The following is a 25,103-nucleotide window of genomic DNA, read 5'->3' on the forward strand; positions in this document are numbered from 1 at the left end:
AGGCAACCGTTCACGCAAGATCGTCATGATCGTGAGGTGGGGTTGGGGCAGCGGGGTGGCGGCGGGTGGGATGTGTAGCCTTGCAGCGGCACCCGGGCGGCGATCTTGGCGTGGGTGGGATATGTGCGCGCGCGACGGCGAAAGATTGGTGACGTGGTGACTGTGCAGACCCTCGCTCCGGCGGACGGCCAGACCGGCCCGGACGGTGTGGCCGGTGGACCGGCCGTGGGGCGTGGGCCGCTGCGGCTGCCCGTCGCACTTGTGCTGGCGGTTCTTGCCGGAGTGGCGCTGCTGGTGGCGTTCCCGTTGTACGGGCTGTGGTGGGCCGCTCCGGCCGGGGTGGCGCTGCTGGCCGTGGCGGTGAAGGGGCGGCGGCTGCGGGCCGGGTTCGGGCTCGGGCTGGTGGCCGGGGCGGTGTTCTTCGGGCCGCTGCTGGCGTGGACGAACATGCACGTCGGGTACACGCCGTGGATCCTGCTCACGCTGTTCCAGGCGACCTATCTCGGGCTGCTCGGGCTGGCGCTGGCGTGGATCAGCGGGCTCGCCGGGAAGCGGCCGTGGGTGTGGCCGGTCGGCATCGCGCTGCTGTGGGTCGCGCAGGAGGCGCTACGGGACCGGGCGCCGTTCGGCGGGTTCCCGTGGGGGCGGCTCGCGTTCAGCCAGGCTGACGCCCCGACGCTGGCGCTGGCCGGGTACGGCGGCGCACCGCTGGTGACGTTCGCCGTCGCGGCGGCCGGCGGGCTGCTGGCGTACGCCGCCGCGGAACTGATCGCCGCACGGGCCTGGACGCGCGCCGCGGCCGCGACCGGCGGGGCGCTCGCGGTCATGCTGGTCGGGCTCGTCCTGCCCGGCACGACCCCGGCCGGGCCGGTGGTGAGCGTCGCGGTCGTGCAGGGCAACGTGCCGCGCCTGGGCCTGGACTTCAACGCCCAGCGCCAGGCAGTGCTCAACAACCACGTCGCCGCGACCGTGGCCCTGGCCGAGCGGGTCCGCGCCGGGCAGGCCAAGCAGCCCGACCTCGTGGTATGGCCGGAGAACGCCTCCGACATAGACCCCCTGCGCAACCCGAGCGCCGCCGGCGCGATCAACACCGCCGCGCAGGCGATCGGCGCGCCGATCCTGGTCGGGGCCGTGCTGTCCGGGCCGGGCGAGGGCGAGTCCCGCAACGCGGGCATCGTCTGGCCGACCGACCTCGCGCCCGGCACGCAGCCGCAGCAGATGTACCTCAAGCAGCACCCGGTGCCGTTCGCCGAGTACCTGCCGCTGCGGCCGATCGTCGAGCCGATCGCGCAGGCCATCACCAACCAGGCCAAGCTGCTGCGCACCGACTTCGTCGCCGGCACCGCGCCCGGCGTGCTCACCCTCGGCCCGGCGAAGGTCGGCGACGTGATCTGCTTCGAGGTCGCCTACGACGACGTCGTACGCGACACCGTGCTGGCCGGGGCGCAGCTGCTCGCGGTGCAGACCAACAACGCCACGTTCGACGAGTCCGAGGCGATGCAGCAGATGGCCATGGTGCGGCTGCGGGCCGTGGAGCACGGCCGCGACAGCCTCATGGCCTCGACTGTCGGTGTGTCCGGATTTGTAACTGCCGACGGAAATGTGCATGATGCTACTGGTTTCAATACCGAAGCGGTGATCGTGCGTGACCTGCGCCTCGGCTCCGGCACCACGCCGGCGACGCGGCTCGGGGCGTGGCCCGAGTACCTGCTGACGGCCGCGGCCCTCGCGCTGCTGGTCGCGGCGGGCGTGGCGCGCAGGCGCCGGACCGCGCCGGTGGAGGAGACTGGACAGACGGCAGCGGCGTAATGGAGGCCCCGGTGAGCGGCAACGAGGCGGAGATCGGGTACCCCGGCGTGGGCCGGGTCCTGGTGATCATCCCGACGTACAACGAGTCGGAGAACGTGCGCCTCATCGTGCCCCGGGTGCGCCAGGCCACGCCCGACGTCGACATCCTCATCGCCGACGACAACAGCCCCGACGGCACCGGCGCGATCGCCGACGAGATGGCCGCCGCCGACGACCACATCAAGGTCCTGCACCGGCCCGGCAAGCAGGGCCTGGGCGCGGCCTACATCGCGGGCTTCGACTGGGCCCACGAGCACGGCTACGACGCCGTCGTCGAGATGGACGCCGACGGCTCGCACGCCCCCGAGGAACTGCCCCGGCTGCTGGACGCGCTGCGCGGCGCGGACGCGGTCATCGGCTCGCGCTGGGTACGCGGCGGCAAGGTGATCAACTGGCCGGTGCGGCGGCTGATCCTGTCGCGCGGGGCGAACCTCTACACCCGCATCGTGATGGGCATGGGCGTCAAGGACGCCACCGGCGGCTACCGCGCCTACCGGCTCCCCGTCCTGCGCAAGATCGACGTCGAGACGGTGACTTCGCGCGGCTACAGCTTCCAGGTCGAGCTGACCCACCGCACCCACCGGCACGGCTTCCGCATCGTGGAGGTGCCGATCACGTTCGCCGAGCGCGAGCACGGCGTGTCCAAGATGAGCGGCTCCATCATCAAGGAGGCGCTGTGGAAGGTCACGGTGTGGGGTGCGCAGTCCCGCCGCGACTCGGTACGGCGTATGTTCAAGCCGAGTGACCGCTGGCCGTGACCCCGTGCCGGCTCGACCGGCTGGAGGTGACCGGATGCGCAAGCTGCGGTGGGTGCCGCTGGCCGTGCTGCTGCTCGGAGTGGTGGAGTTCGCCGTCTTCTGGGGCCTGAGCCGGGTGCTCGGCCTGGGCCTGACCCTGCTGCTCGCGGTAGGCCTGATGCTGCTGGGCGTGGTGCTGCTGCGCCGGGAGGGCCTGTCGGCGTGGCGGCGGCTGCGCGAGGCGCGGCTGGCCGGGCAGACCCGCGGCGATCAGGCCGTCGACGGCGTGGTGGGGCTGATCGCCGCCCTGCTGCTGGTCGTTCCGGGCCTGCTGACCGCGGCCGTCGGGCTGCTGCTGCTGATCCCGCCGGTGCGCCGGCTGGCCCGCGGGCGGGTGCGCGCCGCGACCGAGAAGCGCATCCCGGCGTCGGCCGCCAACAGCGTGTTCGGGCCCAGGCGGGTCCGGGTCAGCACCCCGCACGATCCGCACCACCAGCCGCAGGCGCAACAGCCGCCGACGACCGGACGCCCCGGGCCGAGCGAGGTCATCGAAGGCGAGATCGTCGACTGAACACGAGGAAGCCCGCCCCGGAGATCGGGGCGGGCTTCCTCGTGTAACTCAGCGGCCGCGTCTGGTGCGCACGTCGGCCAGGCGCTCGTTGAGGATGTCGTCCAGCTCGGTCATGGAACGCCGCTCCAGCAGCATGTCCCAGTGCGTACGCGGAGGCTTGACCTTCTTCTCCTCCGGCTCGGTGCCGTCGACCAGGCGCGCCACGCTCCCGTCGAACTTGCACTCCCAGATGGCCGGCACCTCGGCTTCGACCGCGAACGGGACCTCGAAGCGGTGGCCCTGGGCGCACTGGAACTCGCGCATCTGGCGCGGCGCGAGCTCGGTGTTGCGCTCGGACTCGTAGCTGACGGCCCCCAGGCGGCTTCCCCGCAGCATCCGATCGCCCATGTCAGCTCCTCAGCAGTCGATTGGCTTCCGGGTGATGCAACGACCCGGAACGCGCGACGATTCCCTGCCGTGACCCACGCCGCTGCCGCCGCCGATTCCGGAGAGCTCCTCATGTGTGCCCAGGCGGCGCGATATCGTCCGATTGGACCACTTTTGCGGGTTACATCACATCCGGGGGTAACGCGATGGCCACCACGGCGGTGCCGGCATCGGGCAAACCGGTCAAAACCTGGCTCGGGCACCCCGGTGGCCTGGTCGTGCTGTTCCTCACCGAGATGTGGGAGCGGTTCAGCTTCTACGGTATGCGGGCCATCCTCACCCTGTTCCTGGCCACCGAACTGACCGACGGCGGCTTCGGGATGGACGACGTCGCCGCCGCCTCGCTGTACTCCATCTACAACTCGATGGTGTACTTCATGGCCCTGCCCGGCGGCTGGATCGCCGACCGGGTCATGGGCACCCGCCGCAGCGTGCTGTGGGGCGGCATCATCATCGCGCTGGGCCACTACTCCCTGGCCTTCTCCGCCCGGTCGATGTTCTACCTCGGCCTGGTGCTCATCGTGCTCGGCACCGGCCTGCTCAAACCCAACATCTCGGCCATGGTCGGCGAGCTGTACGACAAGCACCCGGAGATGCACGAGTCCCGCCGTGACGCCGGCTTCACGCTGTTCTACCTCGGCATCAACCTGGGCGCGTTCATCGCCCCGCTGCTGACCGGCATCTTCGCCGCCCGCAAGGACTGGCACGTGGCGTTCGGCATCGCCGCGGTCGGCATGACCATCGCCGTGATCCAGTACGTGCTCGGCTACCGGCGGCTCGAAGGCGTCGGCCTCAAGGCGCACAAGCCCCTGCAGCACCACGAGCGCAACAAGATTTTGAAGATCGCCGCAGTGTGCCTGGCCGTCGTGGTCGTGCTGCTGGCGATCGACATCGCCGCGGGCACCTTCAAGGCCGACCACGTCAAGAACGCGCTCACCATCCTGGCGCTGGTCGTGCCCGCCCTGTACTTCGTCATGATGTTCCGCGATCGCAGCCTGACCCACCAGGAGCGGTCCCGGGTCAGCGCCTACGTGTGGATCTTCATCGGGGCGGCGCTGTTCTGGATGATCTACGACCAGGCGGGAAGCCTGGTCAACCTGTTCACCAACGAGAAGGTCGACCGGCAGGTCGGCAGCTTCGAGATCCCCACCGCCTGGTTCCAGTCCGTCAACCCGGTGCTGATCCTGCTGCTCGCTCCCGTGTTCGCGTGGATGTGGACCAGACTCGACCGCCGCCAGCCCGGCACCCCGGTCAAGTTCTCCCTCGCCCTACTCGGGATCGGCCTGTCGTTCCTGGTCATGGGTGCCGCCGGGGCGGCCGCCGCACGCGGGCTGATCTCGCCGTGGTGGATCGTGCTGGTGTACTTCATCCAGACCTGCGCCGAGCTGCTGCTGTCGCCGGTCGGGCTGTCCGTCACCACCAAACTCGCCCCGCTGCGCTACGCCAGCCAGGTGATGGGTCTGTGGTTCCTGGCCACCGCCGCCGGCAACGCCCTCAACACCTGGGTGACGCCGCTGAGCGGCAAGCTGTCCGACGCCGCGTACTACGGCAGCCTGGGCCTGCTGGCGATCGTCGTGGGCGTCTGCTTCTGGTTCGGCGCCCGCCGGATCGGCGACCTGATGTCCGGCGTGCACTGAGAGGCGACACCGATGACCATCCTTGCCGACACCATCACCGTCGAGCAGCTGCGCGACGACGTCACGTCGCTGGCCGGGCGGTGCCTGTGCGACCCGGTGACCGAGCTGTTCGGCCCGCTGCTGGAGGTCCAGGAGCGGGTCTTCAACCGGCTGGAGAACGACCCCGAACCCGACCACGCCCACGACCTGTACCTGCTCGCGGCGCTGGTGGCCGGGATGCTCGCCAAGGCCCACCACGACCTCGACCGCGAGCACCAGGCGATGTCGCTGGCCCGGATGGCGTACGTGTGCGCCGACAACATCGGCCACCACGGGCTGCGGGCGTGGAGCCGGGGGCTGCAGAGCCTGCTGGCGTACTCGGCCGGCCGGCCGCAGGAGGCCGCCGCGTTCGCCGACTGCGGCGCGCGGATCGCCGACGGGCAGCACGGCTCGGTCACCTCGTGGCTGGCCTGCTCGCAGGCCCGCGCGCTGGCGCGGCTCGGCGCGGCCGAACCGGCCCGGCTGGCCCTGGTGCGCGCCGACGACATGCGCGAACACCACGTGCACGACGACCTCGACGCGATCGGCGGGATCTTCTGGTTCGCCCCGCCCCGCCAGCACCACTACGCCGCCGACGCCTACGCGTGCCTGCCCGGCCAGAACGAACGCGCCGTGCACGAGGCCACCCGGTCGATCGCCCTGTACGCCGCCGCCCCGTCCGAGCAGCGCTCCTTCGGCGACGAGGCGGGCGCGCGCTGCGTGCTCGCGCTGACCCGGGTGTGGGCCGGGGACGCGGCCGCGGCCCGCGACACGCTCGGGCCGGTGCTACGGCTGGACCTGCCGCGGCGTACCGCCGAGGTGATGGCCGGGGTGTCGCGGGTCGGCGACGCGCTGCGCGACGCCCGGTTCATGGACGTGCCCGAAGCCCGCGACCTGCGCGCCCAGATCGAATGGTTCGCCCAGCGCCCCGCGTCCGCGCTGGCCAGCTGACCGCTGGTCGGGCCTCGGTGGGGCGTCGAACAGGCGCGCCCGCGCGGCATCCTGACCGGCGCACGGTGCCGCTCGTCAGGCTGGCGTGCGGTCAGGCGGGGCCGGGCCAGGCCGCGGTCAGCTTGATGACCGCGGCGTGGGCCTGGGCGACGATCTCGGCGTCGGTGCGGGCGGGATGGTGCAGGGCGGCCGCGGCGTCACCCGCTGCCAGCAGCGCCAAGATCGGCTGCCCGAGACCGTCGGTCAGGTCCGCCCACTCGCACCAGGTGGCGGTGTCCTCGCCCCACCACAGGTAGCCGCCGGGGGAGACCGGCCAGAACCGCTCCGGATACCGCAGCAGCACCTTCTCGGCCCTTCCGGTGCCGATCCGGGCCAGCGCCGCCTGGTGCCCGGCGGGCAGGTCCACGGCCAGGTCCGCGAGCACCGCCAGAGGAAGCGCGAGCACGGCTCGGTCGGCGCGCAGCGCGCCCCACCGCCCGGACACGGTCACGCCGTCCGGGTCGTGGCGCACGTCGGTCACCGGACGGTCGAGGGCGACGTCCAGCCCGGCCGCCAGGTGCGCCACGGCCGCGCCCAGGCCGCCGGGCAGCCAGCGGTCGCCCTCGCCGACCCCCGGCTCGCCGAACGCTCCCCGGGCCGAGGCCAGCCGCAGGTCCAGCCCGGATTCCAGGACGACCCCGGCCTCGACGGCGTAGGCCAGCAGTCGCCGGGCCGGGGCGTCCAGAGTGGCCGCGTGGGCGGCGATCACGTCGGCGACCGGACGGTCGACGGTCGCGGTCAGCACGTGCGCGGCGGCCGACAGCGCGTCCAGGGCCTCGGGCGCGCCGTGGACCGGCCCGGACGCCGACAGGGTCAGCGGATTCGCGAAGTCCGTCGCGACGGTCGGCAGATCCCACGCGCGGGCCAGGGCGGCCAGGCTGTTGCCGGGGTACTGCTGCAGCCAGGCGGCGCCCAGGTCGGCAGCCACTCCGCCCAGGTCCACCGTGTGCACCCGCCCGCCGACGCGCCCGCGCGCCTCCATCACCCGCACCCGGCGGCCGTGGCGGCGCAGCTCACGAGCCGCGGCCAGGCCCGCGACGCCCGCGCCGACGACGGTGACCAGCTCGCCGGGGCGGCCCGCGGCGAGCAGGTGCCCGGCGGCGGCCAGGCCCGACTCGTACGCGCCGTGCACCATCGCCGGGCGGGTCGGGTGCACGCCCTCCCCGGCCAGTACCAGCCGGTCCGACACGGGCGCGGCCAGCCGGGCCCGGTCCGCGCCGGTCCCGCCGAGCAGCAGGCCCGTCCACGCGCCGCGCGACCACGGGTCGGTGCTCCAGCGCGACACCGCCCACGCGACCGGCCGCGGCTGGCGCACGTCAGCCCAGCGTCAGCCAGGTGATGCCCAGCTCCCGCAACCGGGTGCGCTCGGCGTCCGACAGCGGTGTCCGCCCGGTGGCGCGGCGCAGCAGCCCGGCGCGGTCCACGCCCAGCTCCCGCGCCGCCCGTGGTGCCGCCAGGCCGAACAGCAGGCCCTCGACGACCCCGGCGGCCTGCGCGGTCAGCCACGGCGCGACCCCGAGGGCGTCGGCCAGGTCCAGCCCGTGTACGGCCAGCTCCACGACCCGGGTGACCTGGAAGTCGGTCAGCCGCATCGGGTCGCCGTGGCGGGTGGTGACCAGCCGCGACCCGGAAGTGCCGGCGACCCGGGCGACGACCTGCGCGGACATCTGCTCGAACCAGTCGATCAGCTCCGCCGGGGTGCGCTGTTCGGCGCACTCCTGCGCGATGTCGACCCGCTGCCGGTCGGTCGCCGGGCTGAACCGCTCGTCGGGGGAGTAGTAGCGGGCCGTGTCGACCGGCGGACCCGCCGGCGCGGGTGCGTCGAGCATCGCCAGGGTGCGCGACAGCGCGATCGCGGCGTGCGCGAACTCGCCGCGCACCGTCCACGGTGGGCAGCACGTCGGGCGGTCCAGATCCGCGACCGGGGCCGCGCGCAGCGCCGCCACCAGCGCGGCGGACTCGGCGGCGACCGCCGCGCCGACGACGGCCTCGTCCGGGATCAGCGAGGTGACCCGGAACCGCTCGGCGACCGCGACGGTGTCGTCGTCGACGGTGAAGTCCGGCTGCCCGAGGTAGTCGCGCACCTGCTGCGAGTGCCAGAAGGTCTCGTGCGCGGCCCGCCAGCCCGCGACGCTGGTGTAGCCCTCGCCTTCGTCGATGGCGTGCGCCAGGTCGATCTCGCCGAGCGGCACCTGCCGCACCTCGGTGACCTCGAGGATCGCGACCGGCTGCCCGCCGGAGTCGATCAGGGTAGACCGGTGGCCTGGCGGCGGCAGCGGCTCGTTGTCGCGCTCGTACCCGGCGAGCAGCCCCGTCGTGGCGGTCTTGCTCCCGTCCAGCACCGCTGCCACGAGCTTGTCGCGCAGCGGCCCCGGAAATCCCAGCTCGTAATCGCCCAGCGAGTCGTAGACCACGCGGCCAGCCTAGATCAAGTGTCGGCCGGGGTCTGCCCGGACGGGGCGTCATCGCGACCCGGTCGCGGACCGGCGCGTTATCGGCTTGACTCTCACGTAGCGGGAGACTCGAACCTGGTTCTCGGAAGGGAGAGAACCGTGGCTTACACCGTGGGCAAGGTCGCCGGACTCGCCGGCGTGACCGTGCGGACGCTGCACCACTACGACGAGATCGGCCTGCTGTCGCCCAGCGAGCGCTCGGCCACCGGCTACCGCCGGTACGTCGACGCCGACCTGGAGCGCCTGCAGCAGATCCTGTACTACCGGGAGCTGCAGTTCTCGCTGGAAGAGATCGCGGCCATCCTCGACGATCCGCAGTCCGACGCGACGGCGCACCTGCGCCGCCAGCACGAACTGCTGACCGGGCGCATCAAGCGGATGCAGGAGATGGTCACCGCGATCGAGTTCGCGATGGAGGCGAGCAAAGTGGGAATCAACCTCACGCCCGAGGAGCGCTTCGAGGTCTTCGGCGACTTCAACCCCGACGACCACACCGAGGAGGTCGAGCAGCGCTGGGGCGGCACCGACGCCTATAAGGAGTCCACCCGCCGCACCGCCCGCTACACCAAGGACGACTGGCTGCGCCACAAACAGGAGAACGAGGACTGGGGCCGCCGTTTCACCGCCCTGATGGACTCCGGCGCCCCCGCCGAGGGCCCCGACGCCATGGACCTCGCCGAGGAGCACCGCCAGCTCATCAGCCGCTGGTTCTACGAGTGCAGCTACGAGATCCACACCGGCCTCGCCGACATGTACCTCGCCGACGACCGCTTCACCGCCACCTACGAGGCCATCAAACCCGGCATGACCCGGTACCTCCACGACGCGATCCACGCCAACGCCGTGGCCCGCTCGTAACAAGACCACGACGATCTTGCGCGTACCGCGGGTGCGACACGCCCATACGGGGCGAACCCCCAACAGTTCGCGCAAGATCGTCGCGATCTTCGGGTTGGTCAGGTCGTGGTTTTGATGTGGGTGTCGGGGCCCGGGTAGAGGATGCCCTCGTGCTGGTCGTCCTCCCAGCGGACCGTGTACGGCGGGCTGCCGTCCTCGTGCGGCACGGCGGTGATGACGCCGATCCTGCGGTGGTCCCCGACGTGCGTGCCTTCGACGACGATGGTGTCGCCGACCTTTGCCTTCATGGCCTCCACCTCCTCGTCCATTGTCCGGACGAATCGGGGTCGGATGCACGTTTCGGGCAACCACAGCACGGGCCGGCTGTGCCGGACTCCGGGCCATGGCCGTGTCCCTGGTGTACGAGACGCACTCGCCGACCTGGACGGGCGGCGGGTGCTGCCGGTGGCGCACGCGGCCAACCGGTACGCCCTGGCCGTGCTGCTGGGCGGCGCGGACCTGGCCGAGCGGGTCGGCGCGCCGTTCACCTGGCAGCCGGGGTGGGAGTACACGCTGCCCGCCGGCTGGGTCAGGCCGGCGCCAGGACCCAGCGCAGCGGGCTCTGCTCGGTGAAACCGGCCCGGCGCAGCACGTTCGCGCTGGGCTGGTTGTCGTGTTCGAGGGTCGCGACGATCTGCCGCGCGCCGAGCCGGAACGCCAGCGCCACCAGCGCCGCCGCGGCCTCGGCGGCGTAACCCTGGCCGCGCGCGGACTCGGCCAGGCCGTACCCGATCTCGACCGTGCCGGACTCGTCGGGCGCGCCGTGGAAGCCCACCCCGCCCACCACCAGGCCGCTCGCGCGCACCTCGATCGTGTACGGCACCCACGGCCCGGCGGGCGCGCCCGCCCCCAGGTAGCCCCGGGCCGCGGCCTGGTCGCCCTCGAACGGGTAGTCGTCGGCCCAGCGCTGCTCACGCGGCGCGCCGTCGGCGATCCTCGCCGCCAGGATCGGGGTCAGGGGACGCAGCAGCAGCCGCTCGGTCTCGATCACAAGTCCAGCAGCGTACCGGCGCGGGCGCACCCCCGTCTCGCCCACCGGGGACGAAACAGGCATCATGCCTCACATGACGTGGACCGCGCCCCCGATCACCCGCACCGACGAGCCGTACGCCGCCGACGAGCGCACCCTGCTGGACGGCCTCCTGGACCGCCACCGGGCCACCCTGCTGCACAAGTGCGCCGGGCTCACCGGGCAGCAGCTCGCCACCGCGTCCGCGCCGCCGTCGACGCTGACCCTGCTCGGCCTGGTCCGGCACCTGGCCGACGTGGAGCGCACCTGGTTCCGCCGCCGGGTCCGCGGCGAGGCCGTCCCCGCGCTGTACGCCCACCCCGATGGCCGCCCCGGGGCCTCCTTCGACCTGGCCGACCCGGACCACGCCGCCGCCGACCTCGCCACGCTGGCCGCCGAGCAGCAGGCCTGCCGCGACGCCGTCGCGGGAGCCTCGCTGGACGACACGTTCACCCACGAGCGCCTCCACGAGACGATGACCCTGCGCTGGGTGTACCTGCACATGATCGAGGAGTACGCCCGCCACAACGGCCATGCCGACCTGATCCGCGAGGCCCTCGACGGCGTCACCGGCGAGTGAACCCGCCCGCTAGGCTCGGAAGCGACCGCCAGAAGACCAGCTCAGGAGCCGTCGTCGTGTCCAGCGCCCCACCCGCCGAGACCTGGCGCGAGCGCCTGCACGCCGACTGCTCGCGCTGCTTCGCGCTGTGCTGCGTCGCGCCCGCGTTCGCCCGGTCCAGCGACTTCGCGATCGACAAACCCGCCGGCACCGCCTGCCCGAACCTGCGCGAGGACTTCCGCTGCGGCATCCACACGCAGCTGCGCGAGCGCGGCTTCGCCGGGTGCACCGTGTTCGACTGCTTCGGCGCGGGTCAGCAGGTCGCCCAGGTCACCTTCGGCGGCCGCGACTGGCGCGCCGAACCCGCCACGGCCCGGGACATGTTCGCCTCGTTCACGGTCATGCGGCACCTGCACGAGCTGCTGTACCTGCTGCACGAGGCGGTGTCGCTGCAGCCGGGCGGCCCGCTGGGCGCGGACCTGGCCCGGGTGCTGGCCCAGACCGAGCGGCTCACCGGCGGCACGCCCGCCGAACTGGCCGCCGTCGACGTCGACGCCCGCCGTCGCGAGGCCGCCGACCTGCTGCGCCAGACCAGCGCGGCGGTGCGTGGGCGCGGCGGGCCGCTCGGACCCGACCGGTCCGGGGCCGACCTGATGGGTGCGGACCTGCGCGGTGCCGATCTGCGCCGGGGGAGCCTGCGCGGGACGTACCTGATCGGCGCCGACCTGCGCGGCGCGAACCTGCGCGGAGCCGATCTGCTCGGCGCGGACCTGCGCGGCGCGGACATCCGTGGCGCGGACCTCACCGGCTGCCTGTACCTGCTCCAGTCACAGCTCGACGCGGCCCACGGCGACCTCGGCACCCTGCTGCCGCCGACCCACACCCGCCCCGCCCACTGGCCCGCCACGCACACCGCCACCGGCGACGCCGGCAGCCGTGCACGCCCATCACGCCCGGCCCGGAACCGCCCCACCCGCCGCCGCTGACCCCGACCGCGTACGCCCAGGTCACACGGTGTGCCGTCCACCGGCAGGCGAAGGCGGGCCCGCGCGGCTGTCCCAGCGGGTCCGCCAGCCGCTACCCTCAGTGTGTGGACCGCCGCGATCGCCGCAGTGCCGCGCCCCCGAGCGCGCGGCCGGGCCGCCGTGCGCTGGTGGCCCCGGACCTGACGGCGCTCGCCGGGCCGACCTCCGGCGTCGCGGTCCTGCCGCACCGGCTGTTCTGGCAGGCCGACCGCCGTATCGAGCTGGACAACCCGCACCTGCTGCAGTGGATGTACGAGACGGTGCTGCGCGAGGCGAGCACCACCGAGGAGCTGCGGGCCTGGCTCGACGGGCCGACCCTGGTCCGGCTGTGGCCGCAGCTGTTCCTGCCGCGCGGGGTGCGCCAGGCGTGGGAGCAGCGCCACCCGGCGCTGCGTGCCGCCGACCGGCGGGCGATGACGGCCGCCGGATGACGGTCGAGGAACTCCAGGTCGAGGTCGCGCGGATCGCGCTGGGTGTGGCACAGGCGCACGGGTTCGCCCTCGGCGGCGGGCACGCGCTCAACCTGTACGGCATCGTGCACCGCGCGACCGAGGACGTGGACCTGTTCACCGATGTCGACGGCGGGGTCCGCTCCGCCGGGGCACTGGTCGCCCAGGCGCTGGCCGCGGCGGGGCTGGACGTCGCGGCGTGCGGCGACGACCTCGGCGAGGTCTTCGGCGGCCTCGACGACGAGCTCGTCGAGTTCCAGATCACGCGCGCCGACGCGGTGATGCGGCTGACCCTGGCCCGGTTCGACCGCAACCGCGGCACCGTCGTCATGGACATCGGCCCGGTGCTGCACGTCGAGGACGTGCTCGGCGGCAAGGTCGCCGCGCTGGCGACCCGCGCCGAGCCCCGCGACTACATCGACGTCGCGGGCGCGCTGCGCGACTACACCCGCGAGCAGCTCGTCGAGCTCGGCCTGCGCGCCGACCCGACCCTGTCCGACGAGGACTTCACCGCCGCCATGGCCCGCCTCGACCGCCTCTCCGACGACGTCTGGCAGCACCTCTACGGACTGTCGCCGCAAGCCTGCGCCACCGTCCGCGCCGCCTTCACCACCTGGCCCCGCCCCTGACCCCGCACGAAGGAAGGGCACCTTCACAACGCTCCGCGTTGTAGAAGGTGCCCTTCCCATCCCCACTCCCAGCGGGCGGCCATTAGCCTCAGCCGGTGACCGACGATCTGCTGAACCGCCTGGAACGCTTCTACGACGCCGTGCCCCGCGACCGGGCCGCCGTGGAGCGGCACGGCGGACTCGACCTGTTCCTGCGCCAGAACACGCCGTACCCGTTCTACGCCCGCCCTGTCCTCGGCGGGCCTGTCCCGACCGCGGCCGACATCGCCGCCGTACGCGCCCGCCAGCGCGAACTCGACCTGCCCGAGGCGTTCGAGTGGGTCGACGAGACCACCCCCGGGCTGCTGCCGCTCGCCGAAGCCGCCGGACTGTCGGTGCTGCGCGCCCCGCTGCTCGTGCTCGACCCCGCCCGGCTCGCCGCCGCCACCGGACCCGCCCGCATCGTCGACGCGGACGCCCCCGACGCAGCCGCCGACCTGGCCGCGATCAGCGCCGTGGCACATGTCGGATTCAGCTCCCCGGGCACCGCGGCCGGCGACGCCGGGCCGGCCGAGCGCGACGCCGCGCTGAAGATCCCCGACGCCGAGGCGCTGGCCCGGCAGCTCGCCGACATCCGCAGCGGCGTGCGGGCCAACGCGCTGGCCGAGCTGCCCGATCAGGGACCGGCGGCCAGCGGCCTCTACCAGCGTGCGGGCGACGTCGCCGAGATCGTCGGAGTGGCCACGCTGCCCTCGGCACGCCGCCGCGGCCTCGGCGGGACCGTCACCGCCCTGCTCGCCCGCCACGCCCTCGACCAGGGTGTGCGCACCGTGTTCCTGTCCGCGGCCTCGGAGGACGTGGCCCGCGTGTACGAACGCCAGGGCTTCGTCCGCGTCGCCACCGCCTGCATCGCCGACCCTCCTGCCTGATCAGCGCTCCGCGAAGGATAGGAAGGGCACCTTCTACAACGCTCTGCGTTGTAGAAGGTGCCCTTCCTTCGCCCTCAGATGGGTTCGACGCCGGTGGGCAGGCGGGACCAGGCGGACTCCTCGTGCACGTAGGCGAGCAAAACCTCGCGCAGGGCACGGGCGGCGTGGGTGGGAGTCACGTCGCGGCGGTGGGCCAGGGCGATGGTGCGCTGCACGCCCGGGGGAGCCAGGGGAGTGGAGCGCAGGCGGGTACGCCCGGACAGGACCAGCGACGGCACCAGGGCCACGCCCAGCCCTGCCTCGACGAAGCCGAGCACGGCGTCCATCTCGCCGCCCTCGATGGCGAACGTGGGGGTGAAACCGGCCCGGCGGCAGGCATCCAGGGTCGCGTCGCGCAGGTCGTAGCCGGGGCGGAACATGACCAGCGGCTGGCCGTCCAGCTCCGACAGGCTCAGCGCGCCCGCCTCGGTCGGCGCGGGCAGCGTCGCGGCCGACGCCACGACGAGGCTCTCCCGCAGGATCGGCTCGGCCCGCAGCGCCGGGTCGGTGCCCTGGTCGGGCAGCACGATCAGGGCCAGGTCCAGGCCGCCGCGGGCCAGCTTGCCGACCAGGTCCTGCGAGCCGCCCTCCTCCAGCATGAGGCGTACGCCCGGATAGCCCTCCTGGTATCGGCGCAGCACCGGCGCGACCAGGCTGGTGCACAGGCTGGGCGTGGCACCGAGGCGCAGCCGCCCACGCCGCACCCCGATCAGCTCCTGCACCTCCAGCCGCGCGGTCTCCACGTCAGCGAGGATGCGCCGGGCACGGGGCAGCAGCGCCTCTCCGGCGGGGGTGAGCATGATGTTGCCCCGCGAGCGCGTGAACAGCGGCGCGCCCAGTTCGGTCTCCAGCACGTGGATCTGCTTGCTCAGCGAAGGCTGGGTCACCCCGGCCTGCTCGGCCGCCTGGGTGAAGTGCCGGGTATCGGCGACCGCGACGAAGTACTTGAGCTGCTGCAGCTGCATGCTCTATAGGCTAGGGCTATCGGAACCCCCGTTGCCATGCCCCACCCTGCCGGAAAGGTCCGTTTGCGCTGGCAGTGAGGTTGGCCACGTGCTGAGGGATGTGTCACAGGGTGTCCAGTGGGTGGGACCACGTCCACGCTGCTGAAGGTGATCTTTCAGCACGCGTTCAGGTGTGCAGCTGGTTTCCAGATAGCTCCCGGCTATGGACTCTGCGGGTCCCATGCATTGGACGCCTGATCCACTTCGTCCTAGCCTCCGAGGCGTGGCAGTAGCGAATCAGACCCTCTCCCGGCCTGGACTTTTCCGTTCCTCGGTCGGCCTCAAGGTCATCATGGCGATCTCGGGCGCGGCACTCGTGCTGTTCCTGCTCGCGCACATGATCGGCAACCTCAAGATTTTCTTCGGCGCGGAGGCGTTCGACCACTACGCGCACTGGCTGCGCGAGATCGGCGAGCCGCTGTTGCCGTACTCGGGCTTCCTGTGGATCCAGCGGGTCGGCCTGCTGGTCGCGCTGGGCCTGCACATCTGGTCGGCGGCGGTGCTGACGATCCGTGCCCGCAAGGCCCGCCCGGTCAAGTACGCCCACCGCAAGCCGGTCCAGGGCAGCTACGCCGCACGCACCATGCGCTGGGGCGGGGTGATCGTCTTCTTCTTCGTGGTCTACCACATCCTCGACCTGACCACCCGTACGTTCAACCCGGTCGCCGACACCGCCCAGGCCAACGCCGCCGTCGTGCAGGGCTTCGCCCCCGAGCGCTGGTACGTCACCGCCTTCTACGTCCTGGCCGTGGTCACCCTCGGGTTCCACCTGCGCCACGGCCTCTGGAGCGGGCTGCAGACCCTCGGCGTCAGCAACGCCCGCCGCGAGCGCGTCCTCAAGGGCACCGCGTTCGCCATCGCCTTCGTCACCTGCGCGGGCTTCCTCGCCGTTCCGTTCGCCGTACTCACAGGGTTGGTGAAATGACCATGACGGACTACTACACCCTCGGTGACCCGGTCGCCGACACCAAGGCCCCCGACGGCCCGATCGAGACCCGCTGGGAGCGCCGCCGCTTCGGCGCGAAGCTGGTCAACCCGGCCAACAAGCGCAAGCTCACTGTCATCGTGGTCGGCACCGGCCTGGCCGGCGGCAGCGCGGCGGCGACCCTGGGCGAGCTGGGCTACCAGGTCAAGTCGTACTGCTACCAGGACTCCCCGCGCCGCGCGCACTCCATCGCCGCGCAGGGCGGCATCAACGCCGCCAAGAACTACCGCAACGACGGCGACTCGGTGCACCGGCTGTTCTACGACACGGTCAAGGGCGGCGACTTCCGCAGCCGCGAGTCCAACGTGCACCGCCTCGCGCAGATCTCCGTGCAGATCATCGACCAGTGCGTGGCGCAGGGCGTCCCGTTCGCCCGCGAGTACGGCGGCCTGCTCGACACCCGCTCCTTCGGCGGCGCGCAGGTCTCCCGCACCTTCTACGCCCGGGGCCAAACGGGCCAGCAGCTGCTGCTCGGCGCGTACCAGGCCCTGGAGCGCCAGATCGCGGCCGGCACCGTGACGATGCACGACCGCCACGAGATGCTCGAACTGATCATCGTGGACGGCCGGGCCCGCGGCATCGTGGTCCGCGACCTGGTCACCGGCGAGATCAGCACCGAGTTCGCCGACGCGGTCGTGCTCGCCTCCGGCGGGTACGGCAACGTGTTCTTCCTGTCCACCAACGCCAAGGGCTGCAACGTCACCGCCTCGTGGCGGGCGCACCGCAAGGGCGCGCTGTTCGCCAACCCGTGCTACACGCAGATCCACCCGACGTGTATCCCGGTCTCCGGCGACCACCAGTCCAAGCTGACCCTGATGTCGGAGTCGCTGCGCAACGACGGCCGGGTGTGGGTGCCCAAGGCCAAGGGCGACAACCGCGTCCCGGCCGACATCCCCGAGGACGAGCGCGACTACTACCTGGAGCGCATCTACCCGGCGTTCGGCAACCTGGTGCCGCGTGACATCGCCTCGCGTGCCGCGAAGAACGTCTGCGACGAGGGCCGCGGCGTCGGCCCCGGCGGGCTGGGCGTGTACCTGGACTTCGCCGCCGCGATCGGCCGCCTGGGCCGCGACGCGGTCGAGGCCAAGTACGGCAACCTGTTCGAGATGTACCAGCGCATCACCGGCGAGGACCCGTACACCACGCCGATGCGCATCTACCCGGCCGTGCACTACACCATGGGCGGCCTCTGGGTGGACTACGACCTGCAGTCGACGATCCCCGGCCTGTTCGTGATCGGCGAGGCGAACTTCTCCGACCACGGCGCGAACCGCCTGGGCGCGTCCGCGCTGATGCAGGGCCTGGCCGACGGCTACTTCGTGCTCCCGAACACCATCGGCGACTACCTGGCCGCGGGCCCGTTCCCGAAGCTGGACGCCGAGAACGCCGAGGTCGCCGAAGCTCGCAAGCTGGTCGAGGACCGCATCGAGAAGCTGCTGGCGATCAACGGTGACCGCACCGTCGACTCCTTCCACCGCGAGCTGGGCCGCATCATGTGGGAGTACTGCGGCATGGAGCGCACCGACGCCGGCCTGCGCAAGGCGATCAGCGAGATCCGCGAGCTGAAGGCCGAGTTCTGGCAGCGGGCCAAGGTGCCCGGCGACGGCGAGGGCCTCAACCAGTCCCTGGAGCGGGCCGGCCGGGTGGCCGACTTCTTCGAGCTGGCCGAGCTGATGTGCATCGACGCGCTGCACCGCGAGGAGTCGTGCGGCGGCCACTTCCGCGCCGAGAGCCAGACCGAGGAGGGCGAGGCGCAGCGCGACGACGACACGTTCAGCTATGTCGCCGCCTGGGAGTTCGGCGGCGACACGCCGGTCCTCCACAAGGAGGACCTGACCTTCGAGTACGTACACCCGAGCCAGCGGAGCTACAAGTGACCGAGAAGCTGATGAGCCTGAAGCTGCGCATCTGGCGGCAGGCCGACGCGCGGGACAAGGGCGGCATGGTGACCTACCAGCTGCAGAACGTCTCCCCGGACATGTCGTTCCTGGAGATGCTCGACGTGCTCAACGAGCGCCTGACGCTCGACGGCGAGGACCCGGTCGCCTTCGACCACGACTGCCGCGAGGGCATCTGCGGCGCGTGCAGCCTGGTCATCAACGGCGTGCCGCACGGCCCGGAGAAGGCCACCACGACGTGCCAGCTGCACATGCGGCACTTCTCCGACGGCGAGACGATCGACATCGAGCCGTGGCGGGCCGCCGCGTTCCCGGTCGTGAAGGACCTGGTCGTGGACCGCCGCGCCTTCGACAAGATCATCCAGGCGGGCGGGTACATCTCCGCGCCCACCGGCTCCGCGCCCGACGCGCACGCCACCCCGGTGCCCAAGGCCGACGCCGACCTCGCCTTCGAGGCCGCGACCTGCATCGGCTGCGGCGCGTGCGTCGCGGCGTGCCCGAACGGCTCCGGCATGCTGTTCACCGCCGCGAAGATCACCCACCTGGGCCTGCTTCCGCAGGGCCAACCGGAGCGCGACACCCGCGTCATCGACATGATCAACGCGCATGACGAGGCCGGCTTCGGCGGCTGCACCAACACCGGCGAGTGCACCTCGGTCTGCCCCAAGGGCATCCCCCTGGAGACCATCGCCCGCCTCAACAAGGACTACCGCCAGGCCCTCCGCGCCTCCAGCTGAGGTTTTTGACGAAGGAAGGGCACCTTCTTAACGGACGTCCGTTAAGAAGGCGCCCTTCCTTCGTTTTCGCCTGCGGCGGCGCTGGTCAGCGCCGTTGGGAGCTGTCGCGCGCGGGGTTTCGGCGCGCCGCGAGCGTCGCCGCCGCTAGAGGACGTTCGGGGTCAGCAGTTCCTCAAGCCAGCCGGGCACGGCGGGGCCGTATTTCGCCAGCGCGTCGGGGTCGGCGCCCTCCAGCGAGCGCTGCCAGGACAGTGCGCGGCTGACCTTGGCGGCCTGCACCGCGGGCTCGACTTCGGCGGCCAGCTCGGCGCGGGTGCCGTACGCGGTCCACGGCTCCAGGTACGCGTCGCGCAGCCGGGCCAGCACCGGATCACCGGGCTTCAGGTCGTACCGGTCGGCGGCGACGCGCAGCGCGATCAGCAGCACCGCGAACGGATGCGCCACCGACGCGTCACCCCAGTCGAAGAACCGGTAACCGTCCCCGACCAGCACGTTCCCGTCGTGCAGGTCGTCGTGCTGCACCGACACCGGCACCGCGCTCGCCGCGACCCGCTCGCACAGCAGCCGGTACGCCGGCTGGTACGCCCGCAGCCGCGCCAGCTGCTCCGCGGGCAGGGCTCCGCCGACGGCCGGGTCATCGAGCAGGGCCGTGAAGTGGCCCGGCAGTTCTGCCGCGGTCATGTCCGGCACACCCAGCAAGATCATCTCGGCCGCCCGCGGCGCGAGGTCGCGCTGCAGCTCGGCGTGCCTGGCCAGCAGATCCTCCCAGTGCGCCGGGTCGTCGGCGGCCACCTCGCGCAGCGTCCGGCCCCCGTCGGGCAGCAGCGACCAGCCGCGCTCGCCGTCGATCGCGATCGGCTCCAGGACCCGTCCCGGGGCCCAGCGGCCCAGCGCGTCCAGCAGCCGGGCCTCGTACGTCGAGCAGTGCCCGTTGGCCTTGAACCACATCGTGCCGTCCCCGACGGGCACCTTCGCCAGCACCGACCACGGCCTCACCCGGGTCTGCTCAACCGGCCCGGCGGCCCGCAGCCCCGCTCCCGCCAGGGTGTCGTCGATCCAGGCCAAGGCCCGCGCCCAGTCGGGCGTCACCGTGTTGTCCATGCGGGGCAGGCTACCGTCGGGGCCATCCGGCCCGCCCGCCATTTCTGCTGGCCCGCCCCGGTGCACGGTGAGGAAGGGCACCTTCCACAACGTGTATCGATGTGAAGGTGCCCTTCCTTCGGCCTGTGGCGGCTCCCCGGTCAGACGGCGACGATGAGCAGGGCCGAGATGAGCAGCGCGAGCAGGTGCAGGGCCTGGTCGGCGGCGTACATGCCGCACACCGGGGTGGTCAGCTCGGCGAAGTTCGGGGAGCCGGTGGCCCGCAGCAGCGCCCGGACCGGCCAGCGGCGGTCGAGCAGCGCGTGGGTGGCCACGGAGAACGCCAGCCCGGCGGCGATGCCCCAGCCCGACAGCGGCAGTCGCAGCACCGCGGTGGTGCCGGCCAGCAGCACCGCCATGGTCACGTGGTAGCCGGCCAGGTGCCCGGCCATCGCCGCCCAGCCGCGCCGGCCGGGCGCGGCCTTGCCCTCCGCCTGCCGGTCGGTCTGCGCGACGTGGTCGCCCAGCTGGTGCCCGACATACAGCACGAGGAGCACCACGGCGAAGGTGGCCGCGCGGGCCACCACCATCGGGTCGGCAACGGTGGACATGCCCTCCATGGTGGCTCGCTTCAGCGCGTCCTGCTGCGATCCAGCCGACAGTTTCGATGTGTGCTGCACTACGGATTGAGCGTGGATTGTGGCCTGGAACTCCTCCACCCGGCTGGGTAGGGTGGCGGGTTCAGTAAAACCGACCACGGGGAGTCCACATGTCCTACGCCGCGCTCGTCCGGCCCGCGATCGACCGCGTCTACATCGGAATGCGCCAGGCCGCCCGCGACCGGCTCCGCGAGCTGGTCGCCCGGACCGGGCTGCAGCCGGGCTTCAACGGCAGCTTCTACTTCGGCCTGCTGGCCCGCCCGATGCCGGCCGACGCGTTCGCGGCGGCGACCACCTACAGCGGCTCGGACATGACCGGGGAGCTGGAGCAGGGCATCATGGCCGTCGACGAGGCCGGCACCTGGTCGCTGACCGAGCCGGGCCGTGCGTTCACGCTGGAGCTGCAGCAGGTGATCGCCGACGCCGCGCAGGAGTTGTGGGCGCAGACCTACTTCGGCGCACTGCCGGGCGAGGCGGCGCTGCCGCGCCTGGCCGAGCTGCTCGGGGTGCTGCTCAAGGCCGGTGAGGCCACGGGCGGTCCGGCGTTCCGGGCGGCGACGCCGGTGTACGAGCCCGCCGGCGCGTCGTACGCGCTGCAGGTCGGCACCCGCATGGGCGCGCTGCGCCACCACCGCGGCGACGCGCACCGGGCCGCGTGGGCGGCCGCCGGGCTGACCTTGGCGCAGCTGCGGGCCCTGTCGCCGACCGACCCCCTGCGGGTGTCGATCGAGCAGGACACGAACCGCCGCGACGACCTGGTCTACGACGCGCTGACCGAGGCCGAGCGCTGGGAGCTGCTGGGCCTGCTGGCCGCCCTGCCGAACTGAACCGGCGAGCCCGGGCCGCTTCCCCCGCGGCCCGGGTAGACCGCGACCTACAGACCCAGGCCTTCCAGCACCGTCGCGCCGGGCAGTCCGGCCAGCACCTTGCCCGGCACGATGATCTTCCCGCGCCGGTTGCCGGACCCGATCACCACGTACGGCGCGTCCGCGACGGCGGCGTCCACCAGCACCGGCCAGCCGTCGGGCAGCCCGATCGGGGTGATGCCGCCGTACTGCATCCCGGTCAGCGACACGGCCTCGTCCATCGGCGCGAACGACGCCTTACGCGCCCCGAGGTGCTTGCGGACCAGCCCGTTGACGTCGGCACGGGTGCTGGCCAGCACCAAACACGCGGCGTACGTCACGTCCTGCCCCCGCTTGGCGGCCACCACCACGCAGTTGGCGGACAGCTCCGGGGCCACGTCGTACGCCTGGCCGAAGTTGCCGGTGTCGGCCAGCTCCGGATCGGTGTCGACGACCAGCACCGACTCGACCGGCTCAGCGCCGGTCCAGCCGGCCAGGGCCTTGGCCACCGGAGCGGCGACGAGGTCGGCGCGGTCCACGGCGGGCCAGGCCGCCTCGAAGTTCCCGATCGGTGCAGCAGACATGCGACCGATGCTACCCAGACAGCGGATAGGCTCGGCGTTGCCATGGAAGGATGTCTGTTCTGCGAGATCGCGGCCGGGGCGCGACCGGCGTGGCTGGTGCACGCCGACGACACGGTCGTCGCGTTCCTCGACACCCGCCCGGTGTTCCCCGGGCACGTGCTGGTGGTGCCGCGCGAGCACGTGCCGACCCTGCACGACCTGGCCGCCGAAGCCGTGGGCGGCTACTTCCAGCAGGTGCAGCGCATCGCCGGGGCCGTCGAGTCGGCGATGTCGGCCCAGGGCACCTTCGTCGCCCTCAACAACAAGATCAGCCAGAGTGTGCCGCACCTGCACACCCACGTCGTGCCGCGCCGCAAGGGCGACGGCCTGCGCGGCTTCTTCTGGCCCCGCACCAAGTACACCGACGACGCCCAGGCCCGCGAGCACGCCGACGCCATCGCCGCCGCGCTCGCCGCCTGAACCGGGCGCGCGGCGAAGGGGCAGCCACCCCCTCGCCGCACCGCCGGTCAGCGAGCCGGGACGGTCTCGCGGAGGAAGTCCACCAGCATCGGGTTCAGCTCCTCGGGCCGCTCCATGCTCGGCAGGTGCCCGGCCCAGTCCAGGTGCACGTGACGCGACCCGGCGAACTGCTTGTTCAGCCGTACGGCGATGTCGTGGAAGTCGGCGAAGTCGTGCTCGCCGGACACCAGCAGCACCGGGGCGGTGACCGCGGCGAGGTCGACGTCGTGCTTGACCGAGCCGTGCTCCTCCTCCTGCGGGGCGAGCTGCACCTCGAACGCGTGCCGCTGCATCCGCCGCACCAGGTCGCGGGTCGCGTCGTCGGCGAACGGGCCGACCCACGCCGTGACGTTGAGCTCCGTCGCCCCGGCGACGTCGCCCGCTTCCAGCAGCGCGTCCTCCTGGTCGCCGAACGCGCGCAGGCGCTCGCTGGGCTCGTGGTCGGCGACGGCGGTGCACAGCAGGGCCAGGGCGGTCGTGCGCTGCGGCATGCGGGCCGCGAACTCGATCGCGACCCGGCCGCCGCCGGACGCGCCGACGAACGCGGCCTGCTCGACACCGAGCTCGTCGAGCAGGTCGGCGACGTCGTCGGCGTTGTTGTAGGGCCGGTCGGGCATCGGGCTGTCGCCGAAGCCGCGCAGGTCGCAGCGCACCACGCGGTAACCCGCGCTGGTCAGGGCCGGCAGCTGCGGGTCCCACATGCGCCGGTCGCAGACCGTGGAGTGGAGCAGGACGATCGTCGGGCCGTCACCGGCCACGTCATGTGAAAGAGTCATCGCGGGCCAGGCTAGTGATCACGGCGGAGCCGCGCCTCCGAGTTATCCGACCGGTGATCTTGATCACCGCGCCGACTGGAACACCGCCGTCGTCGTGGCCAGGACGTACACGAACAGCAGCACCACGGCCAGCATCGCGGCCCGGATGGCGAGCATCCACGCCTTGCGGGCGGTCTTCACCCCGGCCTTGGCCTTCGGCACCCCGGCGACCGCGGACTTGTACCCGGCGCCCGCCTGCTGCATCTTCAGCCAGCGCCGGCCGACCAGGATCCCCAGCAGCACTCCGATAATGCCGATCATCAGCGCGTCCCCGGACATGCACAGAAAATAACGGCTCGATCGACTCAGCGCGATACCTCATTCATCCACAATGGCCGCCGCATCGGGCGCTCAGTGCGGGTACACCCGCGGGATCCGGGTGTCGGTCTCGTGGCGGAACTCCTCGATCGCGGCGCTGACCTGCCGCATCAGGTGGGTGCCCTCGATCCGGTCGAGCAGCAGGTTGCGCGCCGCCAACCCGGCCAGGTCGACGGTGAAGTACACCGCCATCAGCGGGTTGACGAACAGCCGGCTGCCGCCGGTGCGCCGCGTGAACTGCACGTCGCCGTGCAGGCCCTGCAGCGCCGCGGCGATCTGCCCGTTGACGATGCTCGGCCACCCCGGCGTCAGCGCCCGCGCGTGCACGACCGCCTCCACGTACGCCCGCCCCTGCGGCGAACCGCCCGGGATCGACAGCGCGCCCAGGTACGCCCCGGCCTGGTCGAGCTCGGCGAGGTTCTCCAGCACCTGCACGTGGTTGACGCCGTGATACGCGTCGATGCCGAACCCGAGGCAGCAGACCAGCTTGACTGCCACGTCCAGCCCGGCGACCGCGGCGAGGCTGGTCATGTCCTCCTCGGGCGTGCCCAGCCCGGTCTCGTCACCGCGCATGAGGATGTCGGTGCCGCCGTCGACCAGCACGATCGCGTCGGGCCGCAGCCGGTTCACCAGCGCCCGGTACGCCGCCCGCAGCGGCTGCACGCCGACCTTCGGGAACGCGTACACCGTCGACGGCAGCCCGTTGAGGTCCAGCCACTGCGCGAGCGTCCGCTCCGGGAAGTAGCCGTCCAGGCCCTTGGTCGCCGGGCCGACCTCGGCCAGGTCGGGTTCCAGCCACACCTCGACGTCCAGGGCGTGCAGGTCAGCGAACGACAGGTTCGCCAGGTGCACCTGGACGCCGTCGGCGTGCAGCTGCAGGGCCAGCGGCAGGCCCGCGTACACGTCGAAGCCGCCCCCGGCCCCGGCGATCAGGACGCGCTCGCATCCGGCCAGGGCCTCGAACAGCCCCGGCGTGCGCAGCGACGCCATCAGACAGGATCGGCGGGGAAGAACCGCCCGGCGAGCGTCAGGTATTCGTTGGACTCCAGGAACCGGCCCAGCACGAACCCCGACGCCGGCGTGAACGCCCGCCCGCTGAGCACGTCCTCGCCCGCGACGAACTCGGCCAGCACCCCCGGCTGCGCCACGATGTCGGGATTCCACGCGGGGGTGCCCGCGGCGAAGAAGAACACGTCGGTACGGGTGCCCGGCAGGAACCCGTGCCAGAACATCGCCGGCTCCCCGTCGACCGGCAGCCCGGTCTGCTCGGCGATGTGCCGCTTGGCGGCGTTGACCGGGCTCTCCCCGGGCCGGATCGCGCCCCCGGGCAGGCTCCACCGGTTGGCCCGCACCGCGGACTGCTCGTCGCGCATCCGCAGCAGCACGGCTCCGGTCCGCCCCACCAGGGCGGTCAGCACGATACGGGTGGTCATGGGGCGAGCCTACTTCGCATCGTCACCCCCGCGCTGTCCCGCGACGGCGGCT

At 72.5% G+C, this 25,103-nt stretch carries 30 protein-coding genes and 1 pseudogene; 17 read left to right on the top strand and 14 right to left on the bottom strand.

The genetic code is table 11. The features are described 5' to 3' along the window. Nucleotides 1-207 precede the first annotated feature (207 nt). From lnt to ACFQO7_RS03365, 3 genes are read left to right on the top strand one after another with little or no spacing between them, the layout of a single operon-like run. Nucleotides 208-1,809 (top strand): apolipoprotein N-acyltransferase, encoded by a 1,602-nt coding sequence (gene lnt, locus ACFQO7_RS03355; RefSeq protein WP_376805018.1) that lies wholly within the window; start codon nucleotides 208-210, stop codon nucleotides 1,807-1,809. Next, nucleotides 1,809-2,606, top strand: a complete 798-nt coding sequence (locus tag ACFQO7_RS03360) for a polyprenol monophosphomannose synthase (RefSeq protein WP_376804977.1) — start codon at nucleotides 1,809-1,811, stop codon at nucleotides 2,604-2,606. Before lnt ends, ACFQO7_RS03360 begins: the two co-directional genes overlap by 1 nt. A 34-nt stretch (nucleotides 2,607-2,640) precedes the next feature. Next, on the top strand, nucleotides 2,641-3,156 hold the full coding sequence (locus ACFQO7_RS03365) for an FxsA family protein (RefSeq protein ID WP_376804978.1): 516 nt from the start codon (nucleotides 2,641-2,643) through the stop codon (nucleotides 3,154-3,156). Nucleotides 3,157-3,204: 48 nt separating this feature from the next. Here ACFQO7_RS03365 and ACFQO7_RS03370 read toward each other — a convergent pair whose 3' ends face one another. Continuing rightward, nucleotides 3,205-3,543, bottom strand: coding sequence for an RNA polymerase-binding protein RbpA (locus tag ACFQO7_RS03370; RefSeq protein ID WP_360541067.1), 339 nt, complete (start codon nucleotides 3,541-3,543; stop codon nucleotides 3,205-3,207). Between the two features lie 185 nt (nucleotides 3,544-3,728). On the opposite strand from ACFQO7_RS03370, the gene ACFQO7_RS03375 reads away from it, so the two are divergent. Next, the gene (locus ACFQO7_RS03375; RefSeq protein WP_376804979.1) at nucleotides 3,729-5,219 is read left to right on the top strand and encodes a peptide MFS transporter; all 1,491 of its coding nucleotides are present in this window, start codon (nucleotides 3,729-3,731) and stop codon (nucleotides 5,217-5,219) included. Between the two features lie 12 nt (nucleotides 5,220-5,231). Next, nucleotides 5,232-6,188, top strand: a complete 957-nt coding sequence (locus ACFQO7_RS03380; protein ID WP_376804980.1) for an XRE family transcriptional regulator — start codon at nucleotides 5,232-5,234, stop codon at nucleotides 6,186-6,188. 91 nt (nucleotides 6,189-6,279) lie between these two features. Here ACFQO7_RS03380 and ACFQO7_RS03385 read toward each other — a convergent pair whose 3' ends face one another. From ACFQO7_RS03385 to ACFQO7_RS03395, 3 genes and pseudogenes are all read right to left on the bottom strand, one after another. Then, nucleotides 6,280-7,542 (bottom strand): flavin monoamine oxidase family protein, encoded by a 1,263-nt coding sequence (locus ACFQO7_RS03385; protein ID WP_376804981.1) that lies wholly within the window; start codon nucleotides 7,540-7,542, stop codon nucleotides 6,280-6,282. Nucleotide 7,543: 1 nt separating this feature from the next. After that, nucleotides 7,544-8,230 carry a maleylpyruvate isomerase N-terminal domain-containing protein gene (locus tag ACFQO7_RS03390; protein ID WP_376805019.1) on the bottom strand — a complete coding sequence of 229 codons (687 nt, stop codon included), beginning with the start codon at nucleotides 8,228-8,230 and terminating at the stop codon, nucleotides 7,544-7,546. After that, nucleotides 8,225-8,641: pseudogene (locus tag ACFQO7_RS03395) on the bottom strand (ASCH domain-containing protein); the annotation flags it as partial. The gene ACFQO7_RS03390 and the pseudogene ACFQO7_RS03395, both read right to left, overlap by 6 nt. 138 nt (nucleotides 8,642-8,779) lie before the next feature. Between ACFQO7_RS03395 and ACFQO7_RS03400 the strand changes: the two are divergent. Further along, nucleotides 8,780-9,538: a MerR family transcriptional regulator gene (locus ACFQO7_RS03400; protein ID WP_376804982.1), complete on the top strand. Its 759-nt coding sequence runs from the start codon at nucleotides 8,780-8,782 to the stop codon at nucleotides 9,536-9,538. 98 nt (nucleotides 9,539-9,636) lie between these two features. Here ACFQO7_RS03400 and ACFQO7_RS03405 read toward each other — a convergent pair whose 3' ends face one another. Continuing rightward, nucleotides 9,637-9,825 carry a DUF1918 domain-containing protein gene (locus ACFQO7_RS03405; protein ID WP_203694847.1) on the bottom strand — a complete coding sequence of 63 codons (189 nt, stop codon included), beginning with the start codon at nucleotides 9,823-9,825 and terminating at the stop codon, nucleotides 9,637-9,639. A 157-nt stretch (nucleotides 9,826-9,982) separates the two neighbouring features. Here ACFQO7_RS03405 and ACFQO7_RS03410 point away from each other — a divergent pair, with 157 nt between their 5' ends. Continuing rightward, nucleotides 9,983-10,150: a hypothetical protein gene (locus ACFQO7_RS03410; RefSeq protein WP_376804983.1), complete on the top strand. Its 168-nt coding sequence runs from the start codon at nucleotides 9,983-9,985 to the stop codon at nucleotides 10,148-10,150. Here the strand turns inward: ACFQO7_RS03410 and ACFQO7_RS03415 are convergent. Beyond that, nucleotides 10,107-10,568, bottom strand: coding sequence for a GNAT family N-acetyltransferase (locus tag ACFQO7_RS03415; RefSeq protein ID WP_376804984.1), 462 nt, complete (start codon nucleotides 10,566-10,568; stop codon nucleotides 10,107-10,109). The two genes, ACFQO7_RS03410 and ACFQO7_RS03415, sit on opposite strands and share 44 nt — an antisense overlap. A 73-nt stretch (nucleotides 10,569-10,641) precedes the next feature. Here ACFQO7_RS03415 and ACFQO7_RS03420 point away from each other — a divergent pair, with 73 nt between their 5' ends. The 5 genes from ACFQO7_RS03420 to ACFQO7_RS03440 all read left to right on the top strand — a co-directional run bounded on the left by ACFQO7_RS03420 (nucleotide 10,642) and on the right by ACFQO7_RS03440 (nucleotide 14,156). Continuing rightward, complete coding sequence (locus tag ACFQO7_RS03420; protein WP_376804985.1) at nucleotides 10,642-11,166, top strand: DinB family protein; 525 nt, start codon at nucleotides 10,642-10,644, stop codon at nucleotides 11,164-11,166. Between the two features lie 56 nt (nucleotides 11,167-11,222). Further along, a complete protein-coding gene (locus ACFQO7_RS03425; protein WP_376804986.1) occupies nucleotides 11,223-12,131 on the top strand; it encodes a pentapeptide repeat-containing protein in 909 nt (302 codons plus the stop codon). Between the two features lie 104 nt (nucleotides 12,132-12,235). Then, a complete protein-coding gene (locus ACFQO7_RS03430) occupies nucleotides 12,236-12,601 on the top strand; it encodes a hypothetical protein (protein WP_376804987.1) in 366 nt (121 codons plus the stop codon). Next, a complete protein-coding gene (locus ACFQO7_RS03435) occupies nucleotides 12,598-13,248 on the top strand; it encodes a nucleotidyl transferase AbiEii/AbiGii toxin family protein (RefSeq protein ID WP_376804988.1) in 651 nt (216 codons plus the stop codon). The genes ACFQO7_RS03430 and ACFQO7_RS03435 overlap by 4 nt, the downstream gene beginning before the upstream one ends. A 95-nt stretch (nucleotides 13,249-13,343) precedes the next feature. Further along, the gene (locus ACFQO7_RS03440) at nucleotides 13,344-14,156 is read left to right on the top strand and encodes a GNAT family N-acetyltransferase (RefSeq protein ID WP_376804989.1); all 813 of its coding nucleotides are present in this window, start codon (nucleotides 13,344-13,346) and stop codon (nucleotides 14,154-14,156) included. A 74-nt stretch (nucleotides 14,157-14,230) separates the two neighbouring features. Here the strand turns inward: ACFQO7_RS03440 and ACFQO7_RS03445 are convergent, their stop codons facing one another. Continuing rightward, complete coding sequence (locus tag ACFQO7_RS03445; protein WP_376804990.1) at nucleotides 14,231-15,160, bottom strand: LysR family transcriptional regulator; 930 nt, start codon at nucleotides 15,158-15,160, stop codon at nucleotides 14,231-14,233. A 331-nt stretch (nucleotides 15,161-15,491) separates the two neighbouring features. Here ACFQO7_RS03445 and ACFQO7_RS03450 point away from each other — a divergent pair, with 331 nt between their 5' ends. From ACFQO7_RS03450 to ACFQO7_RS03460, 3 genes are read left to right on the top strand one after another with little or no spacing between them, the layout of a single operon-like run. Then, nucleotides 15,492-16,124: a succinate dehydrogenase cytochrome b subunit gene (locus ACFQO7_RS03450; RefSeq protein ID WP_376805020.1), complete on the top strand. Its 633-nt coding sequence runs from the start codon at nucleotides 15,492-15,494 to the stop codon at nucleotides 16,122-16,124. Continuing rightward, the gene (locus ACFQO7_RS03455; protein WP_376804991.1) at nucleotides 16,121-18,061 is read left to right on the top strand and encodes a fumarate reductase/succinate dehydrogenase flavoprotein subunit; all 1,941 of its coding nucleotides are present in this window, start codon (nucleotides 16,121-16,123) and stop codon (nucleotides 18,059-18,061) included. Before ACFQO7_RS03450 ends, ACFQO7_RS03455 begins: the two co-directional genes overlap by 4 nt. Before the next feature lie 11 nt (nucleotides 18,062-18,072). Further along, nucleotides 18,073-18,819 carry a succinate dehydrogenase/fumarate reductase iron-sulfur subunit gene (locus ACFQO7_RS03460; RefSeq protein ID WP_376805021.1) on the top strand — a complete coding sequence of 249 codons (747 nt, stop codon included), beginning with the start codon at nucleotides 18,073-18,075 and terminating at the stop codon, nucleotides 18,817-18,819. A 144-nt stretch (nucleotides 18,820-18,963) separates the two neighbouring features. Here ACFQO7_RS03460 and ACFQO7_RS03465 read toward each other — a convergent pair whose 3' ends face one another. Both ACFQO7_RS03465 and ACFQO7_RS03470 read right to left on the bottom strand, forming a co-directional pair. Beyond that, the gene (locus tag ACFQO7_RS03465; protein ID WP_376804992.1) at nucleotides 18,964-19,920 is read right to left on the bottom strand and encodes a phosphotransferase; all 957 of its coding nucleotides are present in this window, start codon (nucleotides 19,918-19,920) and stop codon (nucleotides 18,964-18,966) included. A 140-nt stretch (nucleotides 19,921-20,060) separates the two neighbouring features. Beyond that, nucleotides 20,061-20,510, bottom strand: coding sequence for a DUF3307 domain-containing protein (locus ACFQO7_RS03470; RefSeq protein WP_360541240.1), 450 nt, complete (start codon nucleotides 20,508-20,510; stop codon nucleotides 20,061-20,063). 158 nt (nucleotides 20,511-20,668) lie between these two features. On the opposite strand from ACFQO7_RS03470, the gene ACFQO7_RS03475 reads away from it, so the two are divergent. Further along, the gene (locus tag ACFQO7_RS03475) at nucleotides 20,669-21,385 is read left to right on the top strand and encodes a hypothetical protein (RefSeq protein ID WP_376804993.1); all 717 of its coding nucleotides are present in this window, start codon (nucleotides 20,669-20,671) and stop codon (nucleotides 21,383-21,385) included. 47 nt (nucleotides 21,386-21,432) lie between these two features. Here the strand turns inward: ACFQO7_RS03475 and ACFQO7_RS03480 are convergent, their stop codons facing one another. Then, nucleotides 21,433-21,987 (bottom strand): YbaK/EbsC family protein, encoded by a 555-nt coding sequence (locus ACFQO7_RS03480; RefSeq protein WP_376804994.1) that lies wholly within the window; start codon nucleotides 21,985-21,987, stop codon nucleotides 21,433-21,435. A 42-nt stretch (nucleotides 21,988-22,029) separates the two neighbouring features. Here ACFQO7_RS03480 and ACFQO7_RS03485 point away from each other — a divergent pair, with 42 nt between their 5' ends. Beyond that, nucleotides 22,030-22,446 (top strand): HIT family protein, encoded by a 417-nt coding sequence (locus ACFQO7_RS03485; protein ID WP_376804995.1) that lies wholly within the window; start codon nucleotides 22,030-22,032, stop codon nucleotides 22,444-22,446. Between the two features lie 47 nt (nucleotides 22,447-22,493). On the opposite strand, the gene ACFQO7_RS03490 is transcribed toward ACFQO7_RS03485, so the two are convergent. The 4 genes from ACFQO7_RS03490 to ACFQO7_RS03505 form a co-directional block, all read right to left on the bottom strand. After that, complete coding sequence (locus ACFQO7_RS03490; protein ID WP_376804996.1) at nucleotides 22,494-23,261, bottom strand: alpha/beta fold hydrolase; 768 nt, start codon at nucleotides 23,259-23,261, stop codon at nucleotides 22,494-22,496. Nucleotides 23,262-23,324: 63 nt separating this feature from the next. Further along, entirely contained in the window at nucleotides 23,325-23,579 is a 255-nt protein-coding gene (locus ACFQO7_RS03495; RefSeq protein WP_360541251.1) for a hypothetical protein, read from the bottom strand. 72 nt (nucleotides 23,580-23,651) lie between these two features. Beyond that, on the bottom strand, nucleotides 23,652-24,608 hold the full coding sequence (locus tag ACFQO7_RS03500) for a DUF1152 domain-containing protein (protein ID WP_376804997.1): 957 nt from the start codon (nucleotides 24,606-24,608) through the stop codon (nucleotides 23,652-23,654). Beyond that, a complete protein-coding gene (locus ACFQO7_RS03505; protein WP_376804998.1) occupies nucleotides 24,608-25,051 on the bottom strand; it encodes an NUDIX hydrolase in 444 nt (147 codons plus the stop codon). Before ACFQO7_RS03505 ends, ACFQO7_RS03500 begins: the two co-directional genes overlap by 1 nt. Between the last annotated feature and the right edge of the window lie 52 nt (nucleotides 25,052-25,103).

Source organism: Catellatospora aurea, assembly GCF_042663325.1.
GTDB lineage: Bacteria > Actinomycetota > Actinomycetes > Mycobacteriales > Micromonosporaceae > Catellatospora > Catellatospora aurea.